At 60.6% G+C, this 21,765-nt stretch carries 22 protein-coding genes; 10 read left to right on the top strand and 12 right to left on the bottom strand.

The features are described from left to right. Window positions 1-2: 2 nt before the first annotated feature. Both THALAR_RS08060 and THALAR_RS08055 read left to right on the top strand, forming a co-directional pair. Window positions 3-341, top strand: a complete 339-nt coding sequence (locus THALAR_RS08060) for a tRNA-binding protein (protein WP_021101031.1) — start codon at window positions 3-5, stop codon at window positions 339-341. Further along, window positions 341-1,285 carry a 2-hydroxyacid dehydrogenase gene (locus THALAR_RS08055; RefSeq protein ID WP_021101030.1) on the top strand — a complete coding sequence of 315 codons (945 nt, stop codon included), beginning with the start codon at window positions 341-343 and terminating at the stop codon, window positions 1,283-1,285. The genes THALAR_RS08060 and THALAR_RS08055 overlap by 1 nt, the downstream gene beginning before the upstream one ends. Here THALAR_RS08055 and THALAR_RS08050 read toward each other — a convergent pair. After that, on the bottom strand, window positions 1,282-1,863 hold the full coding sequence (locus THALAR_RS08050; RefSeq protein WP_021101029.1) for a thymidine kinase: 582 nt from the start codon (window positions 1,861-1,863) through the stop codon (window positions 1,282-1,284). The two genes, THALAR_RS08055 and THALAR_RS08050, sit on opposite strands and share 4 nt — an antisense overlap. A gap of 262 nt (window positions 1,864-2,125) precedes the next feature. Here THALAR_RS08050 and THALAR_RS08045 point away from each other — a divergent pair, with 262 nt between their 5' ends. After that, the gene (locus tag THALAR_RS08045) at window positions 2,126-2,578 is read left to right on the top strand and encodes a hypothetical protein (RefSeq protein ID WP_021101028.1); all 453 of its coding nucleotides are present in this window, start codon (window positions 2,126-2,128) and stop codon (window positions 2,576-2,578) included. 66 nt (window positions 2,579-2,644) lie between these two features. On the opposite strand, the gene THALAR_RS08040 is transcribed toward THALAR_RS08045, so the two are convergent. The 4 genes from THALAR_RS08040 to THALAR_RS08025 form a co-directional block, all read right to left on the bottom strand. Further along, on the bottom strand, window positions 2,645-2,932 hold the full coding sequence (locus THALAR_RS08040) for a hypothetical protein (RefSeq protein WP_021101027.1): 288 nt from the start codon (window positions 2,930-2,932) through the stop codon (window positions 2,645-2,647). 117 nt (window positions 2,933-3,049) lie between these two features. Beyond that, a complete protein-coding gene (locus THALAR_RS08035; protein ID WP_040818102.1) occupies window positions 3,050-3,904 on the bottom strand; it encodes a hypothetical protein in 855 nt (284 codons plus the stop codon). A 41-nt stretch (window positions 3,905-3,945) separates the two neighbouring features. Continuing rightward, entirely contained in the window at window positions 3,946-7,245 is a 3,300-nt protein-coding gene (carB, locus tag THALAR_RS08030) for a carbamoyl-phosphate synthase large subunit (RefSeq protein WP_040818100.1), read from the bottom strand. A 196-nt stretch (window positions 7,246-7,441) separates the two neighbouring features. Then, window positions 7,442-8,695: an SAM-dependent methyltransferase gene (locus tag THALAR_RS08025; protein ID WP_021101025.1), complete on the bottom strand. Its 1,254-nt coding sequence runs from the start codon at window positions 8,693-8,695 to the stop codon at window positions 7,442-7,444. Between the two features lie 189 nt (window positions 8,696-8,884). Here THALAR_RS08025 and aspS point away from each other — a divergent pair, with 189 nt between their 5' ends. Further along, window positions 8,885-10,666 carry an aspartate--tRNA ligase gene (aspS, locus tag THALAR_RS08020; protein WP_021101024.1) on the top strand — a complete coding sequence of 594 codons (1,782 nt, stop codon included), beginning with the start codon at window positions 8,885-8,887 and terminating at the stop codon, window positions 10,664-10,666. Further along, the gene (locus tag THALAR_RS08015; RefSeq protein ID WP_021101023.1) at window positions 10,666-11,421 is read left to right on the top strand and encodes a BglII/BstYI family type II restriction endonuclease; all 756 of its coding nucleotides are present in this window, start codon (window positions 10,666-10,668) and stop codon (window positions 11,419-11,421) included. The genes aspS and THALAR_RS08015 overlap by 1 nt, the downstream gene beginning before the upstream one ends. On the opposite strand, the gene THALAR_RS18100 is transcribed toward THALAR_RS08015, so the two are convergent. Both THALAR_RS18100 and THALAR_RS08010 read right to left on the bottom strand, forming a co-directional pair. Further along, a complete protein-coding gene (locus tag THALAR_RS18100) occupies window positions 11,394-12,026 on the bottom strand; it encodes an MT-A70 family methyltransferase (RefSeq protein ID WP_083483429.1) in 633 nt (210 codons plus the stop codon). The two genes, THALAR_RS08015 and THALAR_RS18100, sit on opposite strands and share 28 nt — an antisense overlap. Before the next feature lie 111 nt (window positions 12,027-12,137). After that, entirely contained in the window at window positions 12,138-12,614 is a 477-nt protein-coding gene (locus THALAR_RS08010) for a hemerythrin domain-containing protein (RefSeq protein WP_021101021.1), read from the bottom strand. A 164-nt stretch (window positions 12,615-12,778) separates the two neighbouring features. Between THALAR_RS08010 and THALAR_RS08005 the strand changes: the two genes are divergently transcribed. The 3 genes from THALAR_RS08005 to THALAR_RS07995 are packed head-to-tail and all read left to right on the top strand — an operon-like array spanning window position 12,779 to window position 16,132. Beyond that, window positions 12,779-14,155 carry a DUF1800 domain-containing protein gene (locus THALAR_RS08005; RefSeq protein WP_021101020.1) on the top strand — a complete coding sequence of 459 codons (1,377 nt, stop codon included), beginning with the start codon at window positions 12,779-12,781 and terminating at the stop codon, window positions 14,153-14,155. A 2-nt stretch (window positions 14,156-14,157) separates the two neighbouring features. After that, window positions 14,158-15,387: a DUF1501 domain-containing protein gene (locus THALAR_RS08000; RefSeq protein ID WP_021101019.1), complete on the top strand. Its 1,230-nt coding sequence runs from the start codon at window positions 14,158-14,160 to the stop codon at window positions 15,385-15,387. A 37-nt stretch (window positions 15,388-15,424) separates the two neighbouring features. After that, entirely contained in the window at window positions 15,425-16,132 is a 708-nt protein-coding gene (locus tag THALAR_RS07995; RefSeq protein WP_021101018.1) for a GNAT family N-acetyltransferase, read from the top strand. On the opposite strand, the gene THALAR_RS07990 is transcribed toward THALAR_RS07995, so the two are convergent. Beyond that, window positions 16,129-16,851: a response regulator gene (locus THALAR_RS07990; protein ID WP_021101017.1), complete on the bottom strand. Its 723-nt coding sequence runs from the start codon at window positions 16,849-16,851 to the stop codon at window positions 16,129-16,131. The genes THALAR_RS07995 and THALAR_RS07990 overlap by 4 nt on opposite strands. A gap of 170 nt (window positions 16,852-17,021) precedes the next feature. On the opposite strand from THALAR_RS07990, the gene mce reads away from it, so the two are divergent. Both mce and THALAR_RS07980 read left to right on the top strand, forming a co-directional pair. Then, window positions 17,022-17,426, top strand: a complete 405-nt coding sequence (gene mce / locus THALAR_RS07985; RefSeq protein ID WP_021101016.1) for a methylmalonyl-CoA epimerase — start codon at window positions 17,022-17,024, stop codon at window positions 17,424-17,426. After that, complete coding sequence (locus tag THALAR_RS07980) at window positions 17,426-17,701, top strand: DUF1467 family protein (RefSeq protein ID WP_021101015.1); 276 nt, start codon at window positions 17,426-17,428, stop codon at window positions 17,699-17,701. Before mce ends, THALAR_RS07980 begins: the two co-directional genes overlap by 1 nt. Before the next feature lie 5 nt (window positions 17,702-17,706). Here THALAR_RS07980 and THALAR_RS07975 read toward each other — a convergent pair whose 3' ends face one another. Genes THALAR_RS07975 through topA form a run of 4 tightly spaced genes read right to left on the bottom strand, consistent with a single transcriptional unit; the run spans window position 17,707 to window position 21,709 of the window. Next, on the bottom strand, window positions 17,707-18,393 hold the full coding sequence (locus tag THALAR_RS07975; protein WP_021101014.1) for an EI24 domain-containing protein: 687 nt from the start codon (window positions 18,391-18,393) through the stop codon (window positions 17,707-17,709). Then, entirely contained in the window at window positions 18,390-18,968 is a 579-nt protein-coding gene (locus THALAR_RS07970; RefSeq protein WP_021101013.1) for a nitroreductase family protein, read from the bottom strand. Before THALAR_RS07970 ends, THALAR_RS07975 begins: the two co-directional genes overlap by 4 nt. Before the next feature lie 27 nt (window positions 18,969-18,995). Further along, complete coding sequence (locus tag THALAR_RS18400; RefSeq protein WP_021101012.1) at window positions 18,996-19,133, bottom strand: hypothetical protein; 138 nt, start codon at window positions 19,131-19,133, stop codon at window positions 18,996-18,998. After that, entirely contained in the window at window positions 19,130-21,709 is a 2,580-nt protein-coding gene (gene topA / locus THALAR_RS07965; protein WP_021101011.1) for a type I DNA topoisomerase, read from the bottom strand. Before topA ends, THALAR_RS18400 begins: the two co-directional genes overlap by 4 nt. Window positions 21,710-21,765: the final 56 nt, after the last annotated feature.

Below are 21,765 nucleotides of genomic sequence, written 5' to 3'. Positions count from 1 at the left end.
TCATGGCCGAGATTTCATTCGACGATTTCATGAAGGTCGACATCCGCGTGGGCGTCGTCACAAAGGCCGAGCCTTATCCCGAGGCGCGCAAACCCGCGTTCAAGCTCTGGGTGGATTTCGGGCCGGAATTGGGCGAGCGGAAAAGCTCCGCTCAGATCACCAAACACTACACTATAGAGGATTTGCCCGGCAAAAAGGTGATGGCCGTGGTCAACTTTCCGCCGCGCCAGATTGGCAAGTTCATGTCGGAGGTTCTGGTGCTCGGGGTGCCGGACGAGGACAACGAAGTCGTGCTCCTGACTCCTGACAAAGATGTGCCGATTGGCGGAAGGCTTTACTGATGAATCTGCTGATTTCCCGCCTGCTGCCGGATGCGGTTATGGATAAGGCCCGTGCAGAGTTCGACGTTACTTTGCGCAAAACCTCGGATCCCATGACCGAAGTGGAGGTGACCGAGGCGTTGGCGGCCTACGATCTGATCCTGCCCACCTTGGGAGACCAGTTTACCGCCGCCGCAATCTCTGCCGTGACGCCGCGCACAAAGCTGCTGGCCAACTTTGGCGTGGGTTTCAACCATATCGACGTGGGCGCCGCGAAGGCGCAAGGCATCAAGGTCACCAACACGCCGGGCGCGGTAACGGATGCCACCGCCGACATCGCCATGACGCTGATGTTGATGACCGCGCGGCGTGCGGGCGAGGGCGAGCGGCTGGTGCGCTCCGGCAACTGGACCGGCTGGCAGCCCACGCAAATGCTGGGGCTTCATCTGACGGGCAAAACCGTCGGTATCATCGGCATGGGCCGGATCGGGCAGGCGATTGCAAACCGTTGCCGTAACGGGTTTGGCTGCAAGATTGTCTACGCCAACAGGTCGCGCAAGGACGTGGATGGCGCGGAGCAGTTGGACAGCATGGAGGCTGTCGCGCAGGTGGCTGACGTCGTTGTCGCAGCAACTCCGGGTGGGCCTTCGACGCGGCATCTGATCGGTGCGTCCGTGTTCGACGCCATGCAACCCCACGCGATTTTCGTCAACATTTCCCGTGGCGACGTGGTGGACGAAGCAGCCTTGATCGCGGCGCTGCAATCCGGTGCTCTCGCTGGCGCGGGGCTGGACGTTTACGAAAATGAGCCGCAGGTCCCGGAGGCCCTGATCGCGATGGAGAACGTCACCTTGCTGCCGCATCTGGGCACCAACACGCTGGAAGTCCGCACCGGCATGGGGATGATGGCGCTGGACAATCTGCTGGCCTTCAAGGCGGGCAAGGACTTGCCGAACCCGGTCTAGCAGTCGCCTGTCGCCTCTCGGAAATGCTTGCGGCACAGGGATACGTAGGTCTCGTTGCCGCCCACCTGCACTTGGTCCCCATCCACCAAGGCTTGGCCATCAGCCCCCTTGCGGATGACCATCGTGGCCTTCTTGCCGCAGTGGCAGATGGTGCGGACCTCCCGCATTTCGTCAGCCAAGGCCAACAAAGTGGCGGAGCCGGGAAACAACTCCCCACGGAAATCAACCCTCAGGCCGTAGCACATCACCGGCACCTTCAGGTCGTCGACCGCGCGGGCAAGCTGCCAGACCTGCTCCTTTGACAGCCACTGCGCCTCGTCCACCATGACGCAGGCCACTTTGCCCTGCGCAAGTCGGTTCGAGATCATTGCGAACAGGTCGTCCTGCTTGCCATAGATGTCCGCCTCCCGCGCCAGACCGATGCGCGACCCGATCTTGCCAGTGCCTGCGCGGTGGTCGAAATCGGCGGTCAGCAGGTAGGTCTGCATCCCCATTTCCTGATAGTTATGCGCCGCCTGCAACAGCAGCGTCGACTTACCGGCGTTCATTGTGGAATAGTGGAAATACAGTTTTGCCATAGCGTCCCGTAGCAAAGCCGATTGTCAGGAGCAAGGTCGGTGAGGGGCGTGCTAGGGAAAGCGTTCTCCGCACGCGCTGATTACCCGGCAGCGCCTGCATCGACGCCCCCCACCTTCAGGAGCCGCATTCAGCACAACACGTCCCCCTTCGCCCCCATACCCTAGGGACGCCCCCTTCATAACGCGGGGGAAATCAATTGCGCAGGGGAAACGCTTTGGGCTATTCCCCGATAAGGTCATCTGGCCGAGGGATGGGACGATCATGACGAAGATGAACAGGTATCTGAAAAAACACACCGAGGCTTTGGTCAAGGATGTGGGCGTGGAAGCGGCTTGCAAGCTGACCGGGCGGTCCAAGGCGACGCTGGGGCGGTACTATTCCGAGTCGGAGGAACACGCGGATCGCTATATGCCGTTGGACGCTGTGGCCTCGCTGGAGGCTGCCGCGAGCTTTCCACATGTGACGCAAGCCTTGGCTGAAATCAACGGCAACACGCTGGAAGTCGCCGCGGGCCGCAAGGGCAATGCGACCTCGGTGAACTCCAACGTGGTGGCGCTGGCGCAGCGGTTCGCGCTGTTGATGTCGGAGTATAACCAGTCCATCGCGGACGGGGTGATCACGGTGACCGAGGCCAAGCGGATGCTGTCGGAGACCCTGGAGCTGCAAAAAGTTCTGGTCGAAATGAAGCTGCATCTGGAAGACGAAACCGCCTGAAAACGGCGTCTGCAACGTGTCGGCAAAGCGTCGGCTTTGTGTATGGCACGTTGTCGGGCCGCGTCTTTAGCGCGTGGGCACCGAATAGAGCACGTAGCCATCCTTGCGGGCCACCTCGATGGCGCCGGTTTCGGTGACGAACACGCCCAGATTTTCCATATCCGCCGGACAGCCCACGAGGTCGGCGGCATCGTCAAGGAACTGGTTGGTGAAATCGTCCTCGCCGATGCGGCGGCACTGGTCCCCCATAACGCGGTAGCCGTCGCCGAAGAACGGCAGCGTGGTGCCAGAGATCGGCGCAGGCGCGCAGGCGGAGAGGGCGAGGGCCGTGGCGGCGAGGGTGATATGGCGCATCGTGGGACTCCTGTGGTTGGGTGTTGGGGTGGAGTTTAGCATGGATTTAGGATTGTGCGCAGGGAGTGGTGGGTGAACCACGCGCCGGAGGTGCGGAACCACCCACCCTACGGTTTGCTACAGATCGGTTTCTGTCTTTATCGAAGCCAGCCATCTAGCATAATTTATTCCCTGAGCGACAAAATTAGTGGCAAACTCCTTGGAAGGTGCAGTTGGTTCTGGTTTTCCGGCTTCATGGCGATAAAAATGCGCCGCGTTTATCCACTGCAAGAAACCATCAAACAATTTTTCTGTTGGAATTCTATCAAATTCATGAGGTTCAGAAACAAAGCAAAGCTTTGGTTTGAGCTGATTAATAGCCACGTCTTTGTTTAACTGAGTAGCTTTTACAGCATGGATTTTAGAAAGATTTTCCAAAGCGTCAAAGGCAGACCTAACGGCCTGCCGAGTGTCTAATTTGGTGCTAAGAAGCGCCATTTCGGCTTGCTCTAAATGTGACGCCGCCGCTGACAAGTCATGGTCATCAAGATTATCTAATACATCAGAAAGGTTTGTAGAAAAAGCGACGTCTATAAAGGGGTGGACAGCACCATTCTCGTCAATTCGGTAGGCAACATGTTGCTCTCTGAACACGCGTTCAACGAAGGTGCGAAACACGTAAAGTGCAGAAACGCGCTGCTTGCTGATTGTTCTCTCGGGTTTAAATCTGTGTATAGCGGTTAGTATGTCTAGAAAGTCACCGATATCGCATTTGCTCAGAACTTCCACCCAAGGAACATAGGGGCCATAGCCGCTGTTCGTAAGAACAGGTATTCCTAGCTCTTTTTCGATGTAGTTTCCGAAATCGAGATTTTCGTCGCCGTCGTATTCTTCAAGATATTTGGCAATCCGGTGCCGCATCCGAGTGTCGTCAGATGCATTTGTCTTACTTTTTAGATAATTCCTCGAGAAATAGCCCAAGTTTTGTTCCATGCGTCCCCCTACAAACTTGCTTTTCCCGAAACTAATTTCAGCTAACTCTGCAACGCCCTGACCTCAATCTCCCCCTCAACCCGTGCCTTCATCGCCAGCGCACAGGCGTGGGCGGCGGCGGCGGTGGTGAAGTAGGGGATCTTGTCATAAAGCGCGATGGAGCGGATTTCGCGGCTGTCTTCTACCGCCTGCGAGCCTTCGGTCGTGTTTAGCACCAGCGAGATCAGGCCGTCTTTCATCTGGTCGACGATGTTCGGGCGGCCCTCGTAGACCTTGTTGACCGTCTCGCACGCCAAGCCTTGACCCACCAGCCAAGCGGCGGTGCCGCGGGTGGCGATGAGGGGGTGGCCGAGGGCGGACAGCTCGCGCGCGGCTTCCAGCATGGCGGGGGTCTTGTCCTCGTCGCGGATGGAGATGAAGACCTTGCCTTTGCCGTTCAGCGGCAACTCGGTGCCTGCGCCCATTTGCGCCTTGAGGAAGGCCATGTGGAAGGTCTTGTCGGAGCCCATGACTTCGCCCGTAGAGCGCATTTCGGGGCCGAGGATCGTGTCGACGCCGGGGAAGCGGGCGAAGGGGAGGACGGCCTCTTTCACCGCGAACGTGTCGATGATCGGGTCGATCAGGTCGAAGTCGCCCAGCTTGGCACCGGCCATGACCTGCGCCGCGATGGACGCGATGGGGGAGCCGATGGCCTTGGCCACGAACGGCACCGTGCGGGAGGCGCGGGGGTTGACCTCGATCAGGTAGATCGTGTCGTCCTTGATGGCGAACTGCACGTTCATCAGGCCGACCACGTTGAGCGCCAGCCCGAGCGCCTTGGTCTGGTCGCGGAGCTGCTGGATGATGTCGTCGGACAGGGAGTAGGGGGGCAGGGAGCAGGCGCTGTCGCCGGAATGCACGCCGGCCTCCTCGATATGCTGCATGATGCCTGCGACGTGGACGGTTTCGCCGTCACACAGCGCGTCGACGTCGATTTCGATCGCACGGGACAGGTAGCTGTCGAGTAGCACGGGGCTGTCGCCGGAGACCACCACGGCCTCGGAGATATAGCGTTCGAGTTGCGCCTGATCGCGCACGATTTCCATGGCGCGGCCACCAAGGACGTAGGAGGGGCGGATCACCAGCGGGAAGCCGATTTCCTTGGCTTTCTCGAAGGCCTCCTCGTCGGAATGGGCGAGGCCGTTATGGGGCTGCTTGAGGCCGAGTTTTTGCACCAGCTGCTGGAAGCGCTCGCGGTCTTCGGCGAGGTCGATCGCGTCGGGGGAGGTGCCGAGGATCGGGATACCCTCGTCGGCCAGCGCCTGCGCGATTTTCAGCGGGGTCTGGCCGCCGAACTGCACGATCACGCCGTGGAGGGTGCCGTTTTCGAGCTCCACGCGGAGGATTTCCATGACGTGCTCGAAGGTGAGCGGCTCGAAATAGAGGCGGTCGGAGGTGTCGTAATCGGTGGAGACCGTCTCGGGGTTGCAGTTGATCATGATGGTCTCGTAGCCCTGCGCGGTCAGCGCGTAGCAGGCGTGGACGCAGCAATAGTCGAACTCGATCCCCTGACCGATACGGTTGGGGCCGCCGCCGAGGATGACCACCTTTTTGGCATTGGAGGGGCGGGCCTCGCATTCGACCTCGCCCATCATCGGGGATTCGTAGGTGGAATACATGTAGGGGGTCTGCGCCTCGAACTCGGCGGCGCAGGTGTCGATGCGCTTGAACACGGCGGTGACGCCGAGGTTCTGGCGGGCTTTGCGGACGTCCCGCTCATCGCGGCCGGTCAACTTGGCTAAGCGGGCGTCGGAGAAGCCCAGCATTTTGAGCGCGCGCAGCCCGTCCTCTCGCATGGGCAGGCTGTCCTTGCGGATGGTGGCCTCGGCCTCGATGATCTCGCGGATACGGGCGAGGAACCAGGGATCGTAGGCGGTGATCTGGTTGATCTCGTCATCCGAGAACCCGTAGCGCATGGCGTGGGCGATGACGCGGATGCGGTCGGGGGTCTGGCGGGCCAGCTCGCGGGTCATGGCCTTGTCGATGGCCTGCTGGGCCAGCGCGGTTTTACCGTAGAGGACGCCGTCGCGGCGTTCTTCCTGATCGGGGGCGGGCATGCCTTCGATTTTGACCTCGTCAAAGCCGGTCAGGCCGGTTTCCATCGACGCCAGTGCCTTTTGCAGCGACTCGTGGATGGTGCGGCCGATGGCCATGACCTCGCCCACGGATTTCATCGCGGTGGTCAGGTGCGGCTCCGATCCGGGGAACTTCTCGAAGGCGAAGCGCGGGATTTTGGTGACGACATAGTCGATGGTCGGCTCGAAGCTGGCGGGGGTGACCTTGGTGATGTCGTTGTCCAACTCGTCCAACGTATAGCCTACCGCCAACTTGGCCGCGATCTTGGCGATCGGGAAGCCGGTGGCCTTGGAGGCCAGCGCGGAGGAGCGCGACACGCGGGGGTTCATCTCGATCACCACCATGCGGCCATCGGCGGGGTTCACGGCCCATTGCACGTTGGAGCCGCCGGTCTCGACGCCGATTTCCCGCAGCACCGCAATGGAGGCGTTGCGCATCGCCTGATATTCCTTGTCGGTCAGCGTCAGGGCGGGGGCCACGGTGATGCTGTCGCCGGTATGGACGCCCATCGGGTCCACGTTTTCGATGGCGCAGACGATGATGGCGTTGTCGGCGCGGTCGCGCACGACCTCCATCTCGTATTCCTTCCAGCCCAGAAGCGACTCGTCGATCAGGATCTGGTTGACGGGCGACGCATCGAGGCCGGATTTGCAGTAGTGTTCATAGTCGGCGCGGTTATAGGCCACGCCGCCGCCGGTGCCGCCAAGGGTGTAGGCGGGGCGGATAATGGCGGGGAGGCCCACATATTCAATCGCGTCCATACATTCCTGCATGGTGTTGGCGATGGTGGCTTTGGGGTTTTCCAGGCCAAGGCGGTCCATAGCTTCGCGGAACAGCTTGCGGTCCTCGGCCATCTCAATAGCCTCGCGCTTGGCGCCGATCATCTCGACATTGTATTTCGCCAGAACGCCCATTTCTTCCAGCGCCAGAGACGTGTTGAGGCCGGTTTGCCCGCCCATGGTGGGCAGCAATGCGTCGGGGCGTTCCTTCTCGATGATCTTGGCGACGACCTCTGGGGTGATCGGCTCGATATAGGTCGCGTCGGCCATGTCGGGGTCGGTCATGATGGTGGCGGGGTTCGAGTTAACCAGAATGACGCGGTAGCCTTCCTCGCGTAGGGCCTTGCAGGCCTGGGCGCCGGAATAGTCGAATTCGCAGGCCTGCCCGATGACGATGGGGCCCGCGCCGATGATCATGATGGATTTGATATCGGTTCTTTTCGGCATGTCCACGTCCCCAGATTGCGCAAATTATCGTGGGTGTAAGGAGTCGCGTGAGGGGGCGCAAGGGCATGTGGGGAAGGGATTTGAGATTCTTTGCCTGTGACGGCGGGGCAGCGCAACACAGGGTTGGCGTGGGGCAATTTCTCCCAGAGAAATTGGCACCAGACTTTCGAGGAAAGTCTGGTGCGCTCGTAGCGTGCTACTTCTTCGGCACAAAGCCTTCGGGGAACGACGAATGCGGCTCCGGTGCGCCGTCGACATAGAGGTAGTCGCGGGTGATGGGCACCGTTGTCTGATGCTTGTGCAGCTGCACATGGTAGAGCACATGCGGCATGTCTGATAGGCTCAGTTCCGACGCGATCAGGTAGTAGCGCCACATGCGGATGAAACGCTCGTCATAGCCCATGGCGCGGACCTCGTCCAAGCGGTCTTCGAAGCGGATCAGCCATTCGTAGAGCGTGCGGTCATAGTGGGTGCGCCAGACTTCGATGTCGGCCGCCTCCAGCTTGGTCTTTTCGACGACGCTCACGACCTCGGACAGCGACGGGGTGTAGCCGCTGGGGAAGATGTATTTCTGAAACCATGGCGACAGGTTGCCCGGAGGGCCGGTGCGCCCGATGAAGTGGATCAGGGCGACGCCGTCTTCTTTCAGGTTCTGCTCGATCTGGCGGAAATAGGTCGGGTATTGCGGCTGGCCGACATGCTCCAGCATACCGACGGACACGATGCGGTCGAATTTCTCGGTGACGTCGCGGTAATCTTGCAGCCGGAACTCCACCAGATGGGAAACGCCGGCCTCTTCGGCGCGTTTCGTCGCCGCTTTGCGCTGCTCGTCGGACAGGGTGACGCCCACAACTTGCGCACCGTAATCCTTCGCCAGCGTGATCGCCAACCCGCCCCAGCCGGAGCCGATATCGAGGATTTTCATCCCCGGTTTGATCAGCAATTTGCCCGCCAGATGCGCCTTTTTGGCGGCCTGCGCTTCCTCCAGCGTGAAGGCGGGATCTTTAAAATAGGCGCAGGTGTATTGTTTGTCCTCGTCGAGAAACAGGTAATAGAACGCGGTCGAGATATCGTAGTGGTGCTCCGCGTTTTGTTTGGCTTTGGAGTGGGGAATCCACTGGTCCCATTTGCGCTTGGCGATGCGCAGGTTTCGGGCAAGTGTCTGGGTCCATGGCAGATTTCCGCCCTGGAAATTGCGCACCACCAGCGTCAGCAACCCGCGCACGTCGTCGCCGTCGATGGTCAGGGTTTCGTCCATATAGGCCTTGCCCATGGCGAGTTCGGGGTTGCGGATCAGCTTGCCGGGGAGGGCGTCGTCGTGGAAGCGCACCGTGACATGCGGGGCCGCGCCGTTGCCTGCCTTGATGGTGCCGCCGGAGTTGAGGTGGACCGTCAGGTCACCGTCCTTGATGAGCTGCCTCAGCAGTGTGCCGAGAAGTCGTTCCCACATAGATATTGCTTTCCGTGACGTAGGGTTTGCCGAGTGCCGTCGGCGTATCAGCGCGCAAAGGGCCGGATTCCCGTGCGCTTGTCAATAATCAGACTCACGCAGGAAATTTGCATCCCGTTTGCTTGACTTTACAGGCGCGGGCATGTGTATCGGGCCGATACAGATTTACGCCGAAGAGGGCCCCATATCATGCACGCTTACCGCAGCCACACCTGTGCCGACCTGACCGCCGCCAATGTCGGCGACAACGTTCGCCTGTCGGGCTGGGTGCATCGGGTCCGCGACCACGGCGGCATCCTGTTCATCGACCTGCGCGACCATTACGGGATCACCCAAGTGCTGGCCGACCCCGACAGCCCCGTGTTCAAGGAGGTCGAGAAGGTGCGGTCGGAATGGTGCATCCGCATCGACGGCAACGTCATGGCCCGCGCGCCGGAACTGGTGAACCCCAAGCTGCCCACGGGCGAGATCGAGGTGTTTATCCGTGACATCGAAGTTCTGGGCGCGTCGGACGAGTTGCCGTTGATGGTGTTCGGCGATCAGGAATACCCCGAAGAGACGCGGCTGAAATACCGCTTTCTCGACCTGCGCCGCGAGAAATTGCAGCGCAACATGATCCTGCGCTCCGACGTGGTGGCGTCGATGCGCAAGCGGATGTGGGATCTGGATTTCAAGGAATTCCAGACGCCGATCATTACCGCGTCCTCGCCTGAGGGTGCGCGCGACTTTCTGGTGCCGTCGCGGCTGCATCCGGGCAAGTTCTACGCCCTGCCGCAAGCCCCGCAGCAGTTCAAGCAGTTGTTGATGGTGTCGGGCTTTGACAAGTATTTCCAGATCGCCCCGTGTTTTCGTGACGAAGACCCGCGTGCCGACCGCTCGCCCACGGACTTCTACCAGCTTGACCTTGAGATGAGCTTTGTGGAGCAGCAGGACGTGTTCGACACGATCCAGCCGGTTATCCAGGGCGTGTTCGAGGAGTTCGGCGGCGGCCGCAAGGTGGACGAGGTCTGGCCGCAGATCAGCTACCGCGACGCGGCGCTTTGGTATGGCACCGACAAGCCGGACCTGCGCAACCCGATCAAGATGCAGGTGGTGTCCGAGCATTTCAAAGGCTCCGGCTTTGCGATTTTCGCCAAGATATTGGAGCAGGACGGCACCGAAATCCGCGCTATCCCTGCGCCCGGCGGCGGGTCGCGCAAGTTCTGCGACCGGATGAATGCGTTTGCGCAGAAGGAAGGGTTGCCGGGGATGGGGTATATCTTCTGGCGTGATCAGGGTGACGGCATGGAAGCTGCTGGGCCTTTGGCGAAAAACATCGGCCCCGAGCGCACTGAAGCGATCCGCCAGCAGCTTGGCCTAGGGGTCGGTGACGCGGCGTTCTTCTTGGGCGGCAAGCCATCGTCGTTCGAGGGCGTGGCTGGCCGTGCGCGGGTGGAGATCGGCAACGAGCTAGGGCTGACCGACCAAGACCGCTTTGCCTTCGCGTGGATCGTGGACTTCCCGATGTACGAGGCGGACGAGGAGAGCGGCAAGATCGACTTCTCGCATAACCCGTTCTCGATGCCTCAGGGTGGCATGGAGGCGCTGCAAGGCGATCCGCTGGACGTGCTGGGCTATCAATACGACCTTGCCTGCAACGGCTACGAGCTGATCTCGGGCGCGATCCGGAACCACAAGCCGGAGATCATGTTCAAGGCGTTCGAATTGGCGGGCTACGGCGAAGAGGAAGTGCGAAAGCGCTTCGGCGGGATGGTCAACGCGTTCAAATACGGCGCACCGCCACACGGCGGCTGTGCTGCGGGGATCGACCGCATCGTGATGCTGCTGGCCGACGAGGCCAACATCCGCGAGGTGATCCTGTTCCCGATGAACCAACGCGCCGAGGATTTGATGATGAACGCTCCAAGCGAACCGATGTCGGATCAGCTGATGGAACTGGGCTTGCGGGTCATTCCGCAGGATGCTGGCTAGTGTTTGATGGCTTGAGGGCGAAGGGTTTTGATGTACTGGCAAAAAACCATGCCGAGGCGATCCTGCAAGGAGATTATCCAGAGGTTGCAAGCCAAATCATTGAAGTCTTGGCCGCATTTACGATAGAGGCCAAAGAAATTGTTGGAAGCGGTGGGGGGCAGGCCGCTTCTACAATGCGATTGCGTGACGCATTGTACCAGAAAGGTTGGCCCAAACACGAGTTCGTGGTCAAGACCATCGTTGATGGTGTCGAACGTGAGGCGATTAGTCATGAAATCGACCACGTCTATCGCGCCAGTGAGGGAGTCCTTGCTCTTGAAATCGAGTGGAACAACAAGGATCCGTTTTTTGATCGGGACTTGGAGAACTTCCAGCGTTTGCATGCGCAAAGCGCTATTTCGCTGGGGATTTTGATTACGCGCGGCGCATCATTACAAAATCATATGACACAGATTGTTCGATGGGTGATTGAGCAATCTGGAGTTATCTCCACGTCTGAGCTGGAGGAGTGGGGTATGAAGGAGCGCACTGCCCGCCAACGAAAGATGCTTGACGACAAATTAAGCAAACAGATGCCATTCGCCCAAGCTTTTGCCGAGTCGTTCGTATCGGATAAATATGGGCAAGCCACAACGCATTGGGATAAGTTGGTGACGCGTGTTAACAGGGGTGTCGGCAACCCGTGTCCACTATTGTTAATAGGCTTGCCGGTGAGCGTTGTTAAAGATTATTCCGCCGCGACACCGGAATTGTAGCTGTAAGTGTTCCAATCTGGTTTGTAATCAGCATCAGCCTGATTTCCCCACACTGTCCATCCGTCACGGATGCCACGACCGAACAGTTCCAAATACGGTCCCCAAGAACAACTTTCGATAAGCTCGTATTGCTCATCAGGTTTTCGGGAATGCTCCCTTTTACGCGTTTGCATCATATTCACTTGGCGGCGACCGGGAGCGAGGGTGCGGATATTTTTGCCACGTACCCCAAAAAGAAGTATCTCGGTCACATTGCGAAAATAGAAACCAACACCACGGCCGTCTGAGCCGCCATCTTTGCGTATCTTATGCCAAATAATGTTTGATTTGTATTCAAACCCCCAAGCATTCAATACGCGCAGTCCCTCAGGCAGCAAGGCATTTGGAACCCACATGTAGCAATGTGCACGATCCATTAAATGATCCGACACAGGCAATGCGCAAATGTCCTCCACCGTCATAGTAGGATAGCGCGCAAGGCGCTTGTGCTCAGGTGCTACCTTCCCGGTCCGGTTGGTGAAACGCCACGGCGGATCCGCCATGACGCAGCCGAAACTGTCACCGGACAGGAAGTCCCGTAAGTCTTGTGATGGATTGCTGCTCATATCCAATATATTGATGCCTCCAGCACTTTCCTGCAATGAGTAACTCGCACAATTTTTCGCTTTGTGCAGGAACTTTATGAGAACATCCTTAACGCGGCAGCGGCAGCTAGGTCAATCCTCCAGACTGTCCTCGCGCTTCTTGTCGATCAGTTTGCGTTCTTCGGCTTTGCGGGAGGTGAACCGGTCGCCGTAGCCTTTGATCTCCGACTCCGGGATGACTTCGCGGGCGCGGGTGAAGACCTCGTCTTCTTCCTCTTCGATATGGTGTTCGTAGTCGTGGCGTAGGGTTTTGAACTTGGTGAGCCATGCGCCTTGCGACATATCCATGTCGTTGAGTTCTTCCATCAGGTCGTCAAGCTGCTGGTGCTCGTGGACCGAGTGGCGGGCGGCATCCTGCCCCCATGTCTTGGAGATGAGCTTGGAATAGAATGTCTCTTCCTCGGCGGCGGCGTGGCTTTTGACGTCGTGATAAAAGTCTTCCCATGCGGCTTTGCGGTCCTTCGACGCGCCGGTGGTGTCTTCGATCCGGTCGAGCAGCTTGCGGTGGTGGTCGTGGTCTTTCTTGATCAGGGTATAAATGTCGGACATGAGGGTGCTCCTGTTTGTTCGCTGCAAAACGCAGGTGCGCGGGTGAAAGTTCCGGCTGCTTCGGCGGCAAGGCGCCGCATGGCTGGGTTCTCAATCTTTTTTCAACGGAATTGCCCCAGAGATACGTTAATCTAAGGTCACTCATTTAAGGAAAGAGCCGCCTGATGGCGTTCACGCCCGACATTGCCGCCATCCGCTTTGGAGAGGGTCTTGCGCCGGACATCGCCCCGCCTGCGTCGGTAGAGGATGTGTTGGGGCAGCTTCGGGGGCCGGATCTGGCGGCGCAGGCGTTTCCAGTCGTTCCGTTGTCAGAGCTACATGGCGAGTTTGCCGATATTCGCGCGTTGCAAAAGGCCTACCGGCGTGGCCGCAATGGCCCTAACGCGGATGAGATGAGCAAGGCCTACAAGACAGCGCGGCGTGCGCTGAACAGGCGGCTGGAAGGGATGATGGCGCCGGTTTTGTCCCGTTCCATCACCAGCACGCAACCTTTTCGGGAGCGGCTGACCCGCTTCTGGGCGGATCACTTCACGGTCGTGGGCAAGAACAACCTGACGCAGAATGCGGTGCCGTCCTACATTGAGGAGAGCATCCGGCCGCATATCACGGGGCGGTTTTCCGACATGCTGAAAGCCGTCGTGACCAGCCCACTGATGCTGGATTATCTGGACCAGAACTCCTCTATCGGGCCGAACTCCCGCGGGGCCAAGGGCAGGCGGGGGTTGAACGAAAACCTTGCCCGCGAGTTGCTGGAGTTGCACACGCTGGGCGTTGACGGTGCCTACACGCAAGGCGATGTGCGCCAGTTGGCGGAATTGCTGACGGGGATGGGCACCGAGCTTGGCAGCGGCTTTGTCTTCCGGCCCAGAATCGTGGAGCCGGGGGCTGAAACGGTGCTTGGGCAAAGTTACGGCGGCGGTGCGCCTGCGGTGGATGACGTTATGGCGTTTCTGGACGACGTGGCGCTGCATCCTGACACGGTGCGGCATATCGCACGCAAACTGGCGGTGCATTTCACCTCGGACGCGCCGGACGATGGCATGGTTGCGGCGATGGCGGACGCCTATACGGCGACGGGGGGCGAGTTGGCGGCGGTCTATGAGGCGATGCTGCGCCTTCCGTTTGCGTGGGATAGCTTCGGGCAGAAGGTCAAGCAGCCGGTGGATTACATCACGTCGGCGATGCGGGTTTTGCAGGTGCCGCCCGCGACCCTGCACAAGCTCAACCGCTCGAAACGCCGTGCCTATGTGTTCGCGCCGATGGCCGGGATGGGACAGCAATGGCTCAGGCCAGGCGGGCCGGATGGGTGGCCCGAGGAGGCAGAGGCGTGGGTGACGCCGCAAGGATTGGCGGCACGTATCCAGTGGGCGATGGCGGCGCCGTCGGCTGTCTTCCGCAGCTTGCCGGACCCGCGCGACTTTGTCGAATTGGCGCTGGGCAGTGTGGCTGACGAGAAGACCAGATTTGCCGCAAGTGCCGCAGAGACGCGGCGGGAGGGCGTGGGGCTGATCCTTGCCTCGCCCGCGTTTCAGAGGAGATAGCGATGGCCGACCCTATATCCCGCCGCGGGTTTTTGCTGCGTGCGTCGGCCCTCGGATGCTCGGCGGCGGCAAGCCCTTTGATGACGCCGATGACCTTCGCGCAAGCGCCGGGGGATAACAGGCTGGTGGTCATCATCCTGCGCGGGGCGATGGATGGGCTTGATGCGGTGCGGCCCGTGGGCGATCCGCTTTTGCGGCAGTACCGGCCGGGTTTGGGCATGGAGTTGGACAATTCCGGCACCGACCTTGACGGGTTTTTCGCGCTGCATCCGGCCTTGGCGGGGTTGATGCCGCTTTGGCAGCAGCAAGACTTGGCCGTCGCGCATGCGGTGTCGACGCCCTACCGCGACAAGCGCAGCCATTTCGACGGGCAAGACCTGCTGGAGGCGGGGACGGGCATGGATGTGGACAGCACGCAGATGCGCGACGGCTGGCTGAACCGGATGCTGCAAGTGCTGCCTGGTGCCGGGTCCGAGACCGCGTTTGCAATCGGGCGGTCCGAAATGAAACTGGTGTCGGGCCGCGCACCGGTGTCGAGTTGGTCGCCGGAGGCGCGGCTGGATATGTCGCCGCAGGCGCGGTTGCTGCTTGAACAGATTTATCATGACGATCCGCTGTTTCAGGAAACGAGCCACGATGCGATTGCCATTGCGGAAAGTCTGGGGTTGGCGAGCGACGACAGCTTCGGCATGTCGGGGCGGGATATGCGGGCGGCGCTGAAGGTGGCGCAGCAGGCGGGGGAGGCTTCGGTCCTGGCCGATTTCGCCGCGCGGCGGTTGAATGAGGATGCCCGTATTGCCGCGTTCTCGCTTGGGGGTTGGGACACCCACAGCGCTCAGACGCGCGGGATATCCAGAGCGCTGGGCAACTTGCAGGACGCGCTTCTGACGTTGAAGGACAGGCTTGGTGCCCGCTGGGACAAGACGGCGGTGGTGGCGGTCACGGAGTTCGGCAGGACGGCGCGGGAAAACGGGACGCGCGGCACGGATCACGGGACCGGAGGGGCGATGATACTGGCAGGCGGCGCCATCCGCGGCGGCCGCATCTATGGCGATTGGCCCGGGCTGGACGAGGCGGCGCTCTACGCGCGGCGCGACCTGATGCCCACATCGGATGTTCGATCCTACATCGCGTGGCTCATGCACGGGATGTATGGGCTGGACGCTGGCACTCTTCAAACAATAGTGTTTCCGGGGCTACAGATGGCAGGTGATCCGGGCCTTCTGGCCTGAAATCGTTTGCGATGCTAGCCGGGAAGGGCCTGCCGTCATGAAAGACGCGAACCAAGATATTGTTCAGGACTGGAAGCCACCTTCGCGGCCAGACGCCGCCGTGCTGGAAGGGCAATATGTCAGGCTTGAGCGATTGACACCTGACCGCCATGCCGTGGACTTGCATCGCGCAAATTCGGCGGATGATGGCGTCTGGGATTACATGCCCTACGGGCCTTTTGCATCCGCCGGAGACTACGAAGCTTGGGTGCGTGATGTCGCAGAGGGCGACGACCCGTTCTTCTACGCCGTCAGGGCTGTGTCGACGGGGCGGGCCAGCGGGGTCGCAAGTTACTTGAGAATCTCGCCGGAGGCGGGGTCGATCGAGCTCGGACACATCTGCTTTTCGCCAGAGCTTCAGCGCAGTGCCGCTGCGACAGAGGCAATATTTCTGATGATGAAGTGGGCGTTCGAGGCCGGTTACCGGCGCTTTGAGTGGAAGTGCAATGCTGCGAACATCGCCTCGCGCCGTGCCGCCGAACGCTATGGCTTCAGCTTTGAGGGCGTATTCCGGCAGGCGGCGGTCGTAAAAGAGCGCAACCGCGACACTGCCTGGTTTGCCTGCATCGACGCGGAATGGCCTGCCTTGAAAGAGGCGTTCGGGACGTGGCTATCGCCGTCGAATTTTGACGCCGAGGGCAAGCAGTTGTCGCGGCTGGGCGATCTGACCGCACCCGTTCGTGTGTCCAGAGATCCGGCGCTTTAGACCAGCTCGCGCACATCCAGCCGTGTTTGAATGACGGCCCGCGTGGCTAGGATTGCGTCGCGTCGACCCTCGCCAGACATGTGCGCCTTCGTCAGCTTGCGTGAGACCGTTTCAAGTTCGGGATCACCGGCAAGCCGTGCCAGCCCTTGAAGAAACGGCGCGACATACGGCAAAGCGTCGAGTCCGCTGCGCAACAGCTCGTCGATATGTGACAAATCCTCGGTCAGGGCGATGCGGTCCGGCGACACGGTTTCCTCATTGAGGCGACGTGGTCCCATGGGGCGCATGTCTTCGGGCAGGAACTTGAGAATGGTCTGCTGGAAGGCGCAGACCGAGCAGATCGGCTTTGCCAGAAATTCGTCAGCCCCCGCAGCCAGCGCGGCTTGCGCAAGGCCATCGCCATCCGCGCCGCTGGTGGCGATCAGGACGGGCCGCGCGGGGCCTGTCTCGCTCGCCAGTTCCGCGATCAGGTCCACGCCGGAGCCGTCGGGCAGCCCTAGGTCCACGACCACAACGGACGGGCGGTAAACTTGCAGGTGCCTGTGCGCGGCGGTCAGGCTGTCTGCCCGGCGAATGCGCGCCCCCGACCTGATACACAAGAGCCGGATGGCCTCGGATGCAAATCGGCTGTCTTCCACCACAAGCACCGTCAGCCCCAGCAGCGGGCGCAGCGCAGTCGCATGAGTCGTAAGTGTCAGATATCCTAGGTCTTCAGGCATTTGGGGGCCTCCGGCAGCTAGAGGGGTGAGTCGTTGTACATGGTCATGCTTGCCTACCGATGCCTAACAGAAGGTGAACAGCGCTGTTTTTACGCAGTTTGGGCGCTTGCGGTGGCCCAATCACCCAGCCATAACCGCGTCACCAGACGCCTGACCCAATGGAGAGACCAATGATCGGCAGATTGAACCACGTAGCGATTGCGGTGCCTGATCTTGACGCCGCCTGCGCGCAGTATCGCGATACTTTGGGCGCAAATGTAGGTGCGCCGCAGGACGAGCCGGATCACGGCGTGACAGTGGTCTTTATCGAGCTGCCGAACACCAAGATCGAGCTTTTGCACCCGCTGGGTGAAAACAGCCCCATTCAGGGGTTTCTGGACAAGAACCCGTCGGGTGGCATCCATCATATTTGCTACGAGGTGGATGACATCATCGAAGCCCGCGACCGGCTGAAAGACAGCGGTGCCCGCGTTTTGGGCACCGGCGAGCCGAAGATCGGCGCGCATGGCAAACCTGTGCTGTTCCTGCATCCAAAAGACTTCACCGGCACGCTGGTTGAGCTGGAGCAAGCCTGATGGCCCTGACCTCTGCCATCGTGGTGTTTGCTGTGACGTGGTTTCTGGTGCTGTTTTGCGTGCTACCTTTCGGCACGCCGAGCCAAGGTGAAATGGGGGAGGTTTCCCCCGGCACACCGAGTTCAGCCCCGGCCAACGCGCGGATGAAGCGCAAGTTTCTAATCACCACCCTGATCGCCTTCGTGATCTGGGTGCCGCTTTGCCTTGGCATTATCTATGGCTACATCAACGCCGACACAATGAACCTCTACAAACGGTTCGGGCCAGACAGCTAGGCAATCTAGCGGGCCAGCCGGTGATACAGATGCGTGAAGCTGGCGACGCCCAGGATCGGGATCAGCAGGTTGACGAAGGGGATGGTCAGCGGGATTGCCATGAGCGTCCCCGCCATCCAGATTTGCGCACGATTGCGTTTCAGGAACTCGCGCGCCCCAACCACGCCCAGCCTGCGTTGCGCCACGAGCATCGCGTATTCCCGACCCAGCAGCAGGCCGTTCACGCCCCAGAAGATGAGCGGGGCGAAGGGCGGGAAGATCATGTACAGAACCAGCGCGACTGCGTTGACGGCCACGATCACGCCCAGAAACTTGGCGCTCTCGGCGATGGATTCGCTAAGGGGCAGGGGCGAGACGGCGGGCTCTTGAGGGTAGTGCTCTGCCTCCACGGCGTCGACCACCTGATCGAGGAACAGCCCTGTGAAGGCCGAGGCGACGGGAACCATTAGGAACACGGACGCTACAATCATGACCGGCACCACCGCCCATGACAGGACGTTGTCGATCCATGTGATCTCGCCGATCCACGGCAAGGTGAACGTGTCGGGCACGACGAAGCCGACGGTCCACGCAAAGGCGACCGTGAAGGCGAATAGCAGCGCGATGGTCAGGCCAACGCCGCCCAGCAAGACCTTCAGAAAGCGGCCATCGCCAATTTGGCCGAGGGCTTTGAAAAAGTCGGTAAAGATCATGCGGTGAGCCACGTTGTTTTCGCGTCGAGGTCGGGGCGCGGTCGGTCTGGCGGCGTGGAGGTCTCGGTTCCGAGGTGAATGAAGCCCGCGACATATTCCGGAGGCTCTATTCCCAAACCTTCGCTCAGGAATGTGCGGTCGAACGCAGTCCAACCGGTGAGCCAGTTCGCGCCCCATCCGGCGGCAAGTGCCGCGTTGAGCAGGGCAAGGCAGACTGCACCGGCGCTGAGCGTCTGCTCGATTTCGGGAATTTTCTCGGAGGGTTGAGGTGACGCGACCACAGCCACGGAAAGTGGCGCGTTTTCGAACATGGCGGCGATTTTCTCGATGCTGTCCGCGTCGTATCCCAACTCCGCGCCGCGGGTGCGGGACAAGGCCGCGAGGCGGGGCAGGGCGCTGTCTTGCAGCACGATGAAGCGCCAAGGCTCCAGCTTGCCATGATCCGGCGTGCGTGCGGCAGCGGTCAGCAGGGTCACGAGCGTGTCGCGGTCGGGGGCGGGGTATGTGAGCGTTTTATGCGGGCGGGACCGACGGGTCAGAAGAAAGTCGAGTGCGGCTTGATTTGGTTTTGGCATGAAACGTGGCCCTTTCCGAGTTGGACCTTATGTCGGGCAGGACAGCGGGAAATTCAAGACAGGCAGCGCGGCGGAGGCCTGCGGGGCCGGGCGTGACTTCGCCCAGACCAGCAACGCGATCAGCAGGCAGAACACCGCCAGCAAGACCAGCAGCCCCTTGATCACTTCTTGGCGGCCTTCTTCTTCGCGGGCGCTTTCTTCTTGGCTGGCGCCTTGCGTTTCTTGCCACCTTTGGACTGTTTCTCGACGATCAACTGAACCGCCTGATCCACGGTCAGATCATCCGGCGAGACGTCTTTCGGGATGGTGGCGTTGACCTTTTCCCATTTCACGTAGGGGCCGTATTTGCCTTCCATGATGGAGATCGCGCCGCCCTCGTCGGGATGCTCGCCCAGATCGCGCAAGGTTTTCGCCGCCGCACCGCGACCGCCGCGAGAGGCGACCTTTTCGGCCAGCAACTGCACGGCGCGGTTCATGCCCACGTCGAACACCTCTTCAAGGCTTTCCAGATTGGCATTCGTGCCGCCCCGGTTCGAGGTCGTGTCCGCGTGTTTGATGTAGGGCCCATAGCGGCCGATGTTGGCCCAGACGTTGACGCCATCCTCGGGGTGGGGGCCGATCAGGCGGGGCAGCGACAGCAGGCGCAAGGCTTGCGGCAGGTCGATGTCCTCTGCGGGCCATTCCTTGGGGATCGACTGGCGCGGCGGCTTCTTGTTGTCATCGGTGACTTCGCCCCGCTGCACGTACGGGCCGAAACGGCCTTTGTGGACCCAGATTTTGTCGCCCTCGTCCTCACCCAGCAGTTTGCCTTCGGGCGGGATAGCGCTGGCCTCCGCTTCCGGATCGGGCGGGCCGAAGGGGCGGGTGTACTTGCATTCGGGATAGTTGGAGCAGCCGATAAACGCCCCGCCGGAGCGGGCGGTGCGCATGGACAGGCGACCCTCGCCGCAATTGGGGCAAAGGCGCGGGTCGGTGCCATCTTCGGTGGGGGGGAAGATATGCGGTGCCAACACCTCGTTGAGCTTTTCCAGCACTTCGGTGATCGACAGGTCCAGCGCCTCGGAAATCGCGACCGAGAAGTCGCGCCAGAAGCGCGACAGCACGTTCTTGTAATCCCGTTCGCCTGCGGAGACGTCGTCGAGTTCCTCCTCAAGTGCTGCGGTGAAATCGTATTCCACATAGCGCGAGAAGAAGTTGGACAGGAACACCGTCACCAACCGTCCCTTGTCTTCGGGGATCAGGCGGTTCTTTTCCTTGCGGACATAGTCGCGGTCCTGAATCGTCGTAACGATGGATGCGTAGGTGGAGGGTCGACCGATGCCCAACTCTTCCATGCGCTTGACCAAGGTCGCCTCGGTGTAGCGGGGGGGCGGCTGGGTGAAGTGCTGTTCCGGCGTAACGGACTTCTTAGGGGCTGCCTCGCCCTGATTGATCTGGGGCAGGGACTTGTCGTCATCGTCGATCACGGCGTCGTCGCGGCCTTCCTCGTAGACCTTCAGGAAGCCGTCGAACATCATCACCTGACCGGATGCGCGCAACTCTACCTGACCGTCGGCGGAGCCGATGATAACGGTTGTCCGCTCCAGCTTCGCTGCCGCCATTTGCGACGCGATGGTGCGCTTGTAGATCAGGTCATAGAGCTTGCGCTGGTCGCCATCCATGATCTTGAGGCTTTCAGTGTCCGCCGCCAAGTCAGTCGGGCGGATACATTCGTGGGCCTCTTGGGCGTTCTTGGCCTTGTTTTTATACATGCGCGGCTCGGCAGGGACGTATTTGTCGCCGAACTTGTCCTTGATCGCGTCACGCGCGGCATGGACCGCCTCGGGGGCCATGTCGATCCCGTCGGTCCGCATATAAGTGATGTAGCCTGCCTCATAGAGGCGTTGCGCGGCGCTCATCGTTTGACGTGCGCCCATGCCGAACTTGCGGCTGGCTTCCTGCTGCAAGGTGGAGGTCATGAACGGAGCGGACGGGTTGCGGGAGCCGGGCTTCGCCTCGACGCTGGTGACCTTCAGATCGCGCGAATTGACCGCAGACACGGCAAGCTCGGCAGCGGTGTCATTGGCGATGTCGAACTTGTCGAGCTTCTTGCCCGCCAAAGTGGTCAGACGCGCCTCATATTCCTGACCGCGCGAATTGGCGAGCATCGCCTTCACGGTCCAGTATTCCTGCGCCTTGAATTTCTCGATCTCCATCTCGCGGTCGACGATCAAACGCAGGCAGACCGATTGCACACGGCCAGCGGATTTCGCACCGGGCAGGCGGCGCCACAGCACGGGCGACAGTTTGAACCCCACCAGATAGTCCAGCGCGCGGCGGGCCAGATAGGCGTCCACCAAAGGCTGGTCTACCTTGCGCGGGTTTTTCATCGCCTCGGTCACGGCGGATTTGGTGATGGCGTTAAACACGACGCGGCTGACTGGCGTGTCCTTCTTGATCGCCTTGCGCAGGCGCAGGGCTTCCTCAAGATGCCACGAGATGGCTTCGCCCTCGCGGTCGGGGTCGGTCGCGAGGATCAGGTTGTTGTCTTCTTTCAGGGCGTCCGCGATGGCTTTGACGTGTTTCTTGGAGTCGCTGGCGACCTCCCAAAGCATGTCGAAGTCGTTGTCCGGATCGACCGAGCCGTCTTTTGGCGGCAGGTCGCGGACGTGGCCGTAGGAGGCAAGCACCGTGTAGTCGGGGCCGAGATATTTGTTGATTGTCTTGGCCTTGGCGGGCGACTCGACGACAACTACGGGCATATCTGCCTCTCCTTAGACCACTGCTTCAATGAGCGGTTACATGTGGTCGCAGGGTA

It is taken from the genome of Litoreibacter arenae DSM 19593, assembly GCF_000442275.2.
Taxonomy (GTDB): domain Bacteria; phylum Pseudomonadota; class Alphaproteobacteria; order Rhodobacterales; family Rhodobacteraceae; genus Litoreibacter; species Litoreibacter arenae.
The sequence above is the reverse complement of the archived record's forward strand: the minus strand, read 5'-3'. Positions and strand labels throughout refer to the sequence as shown.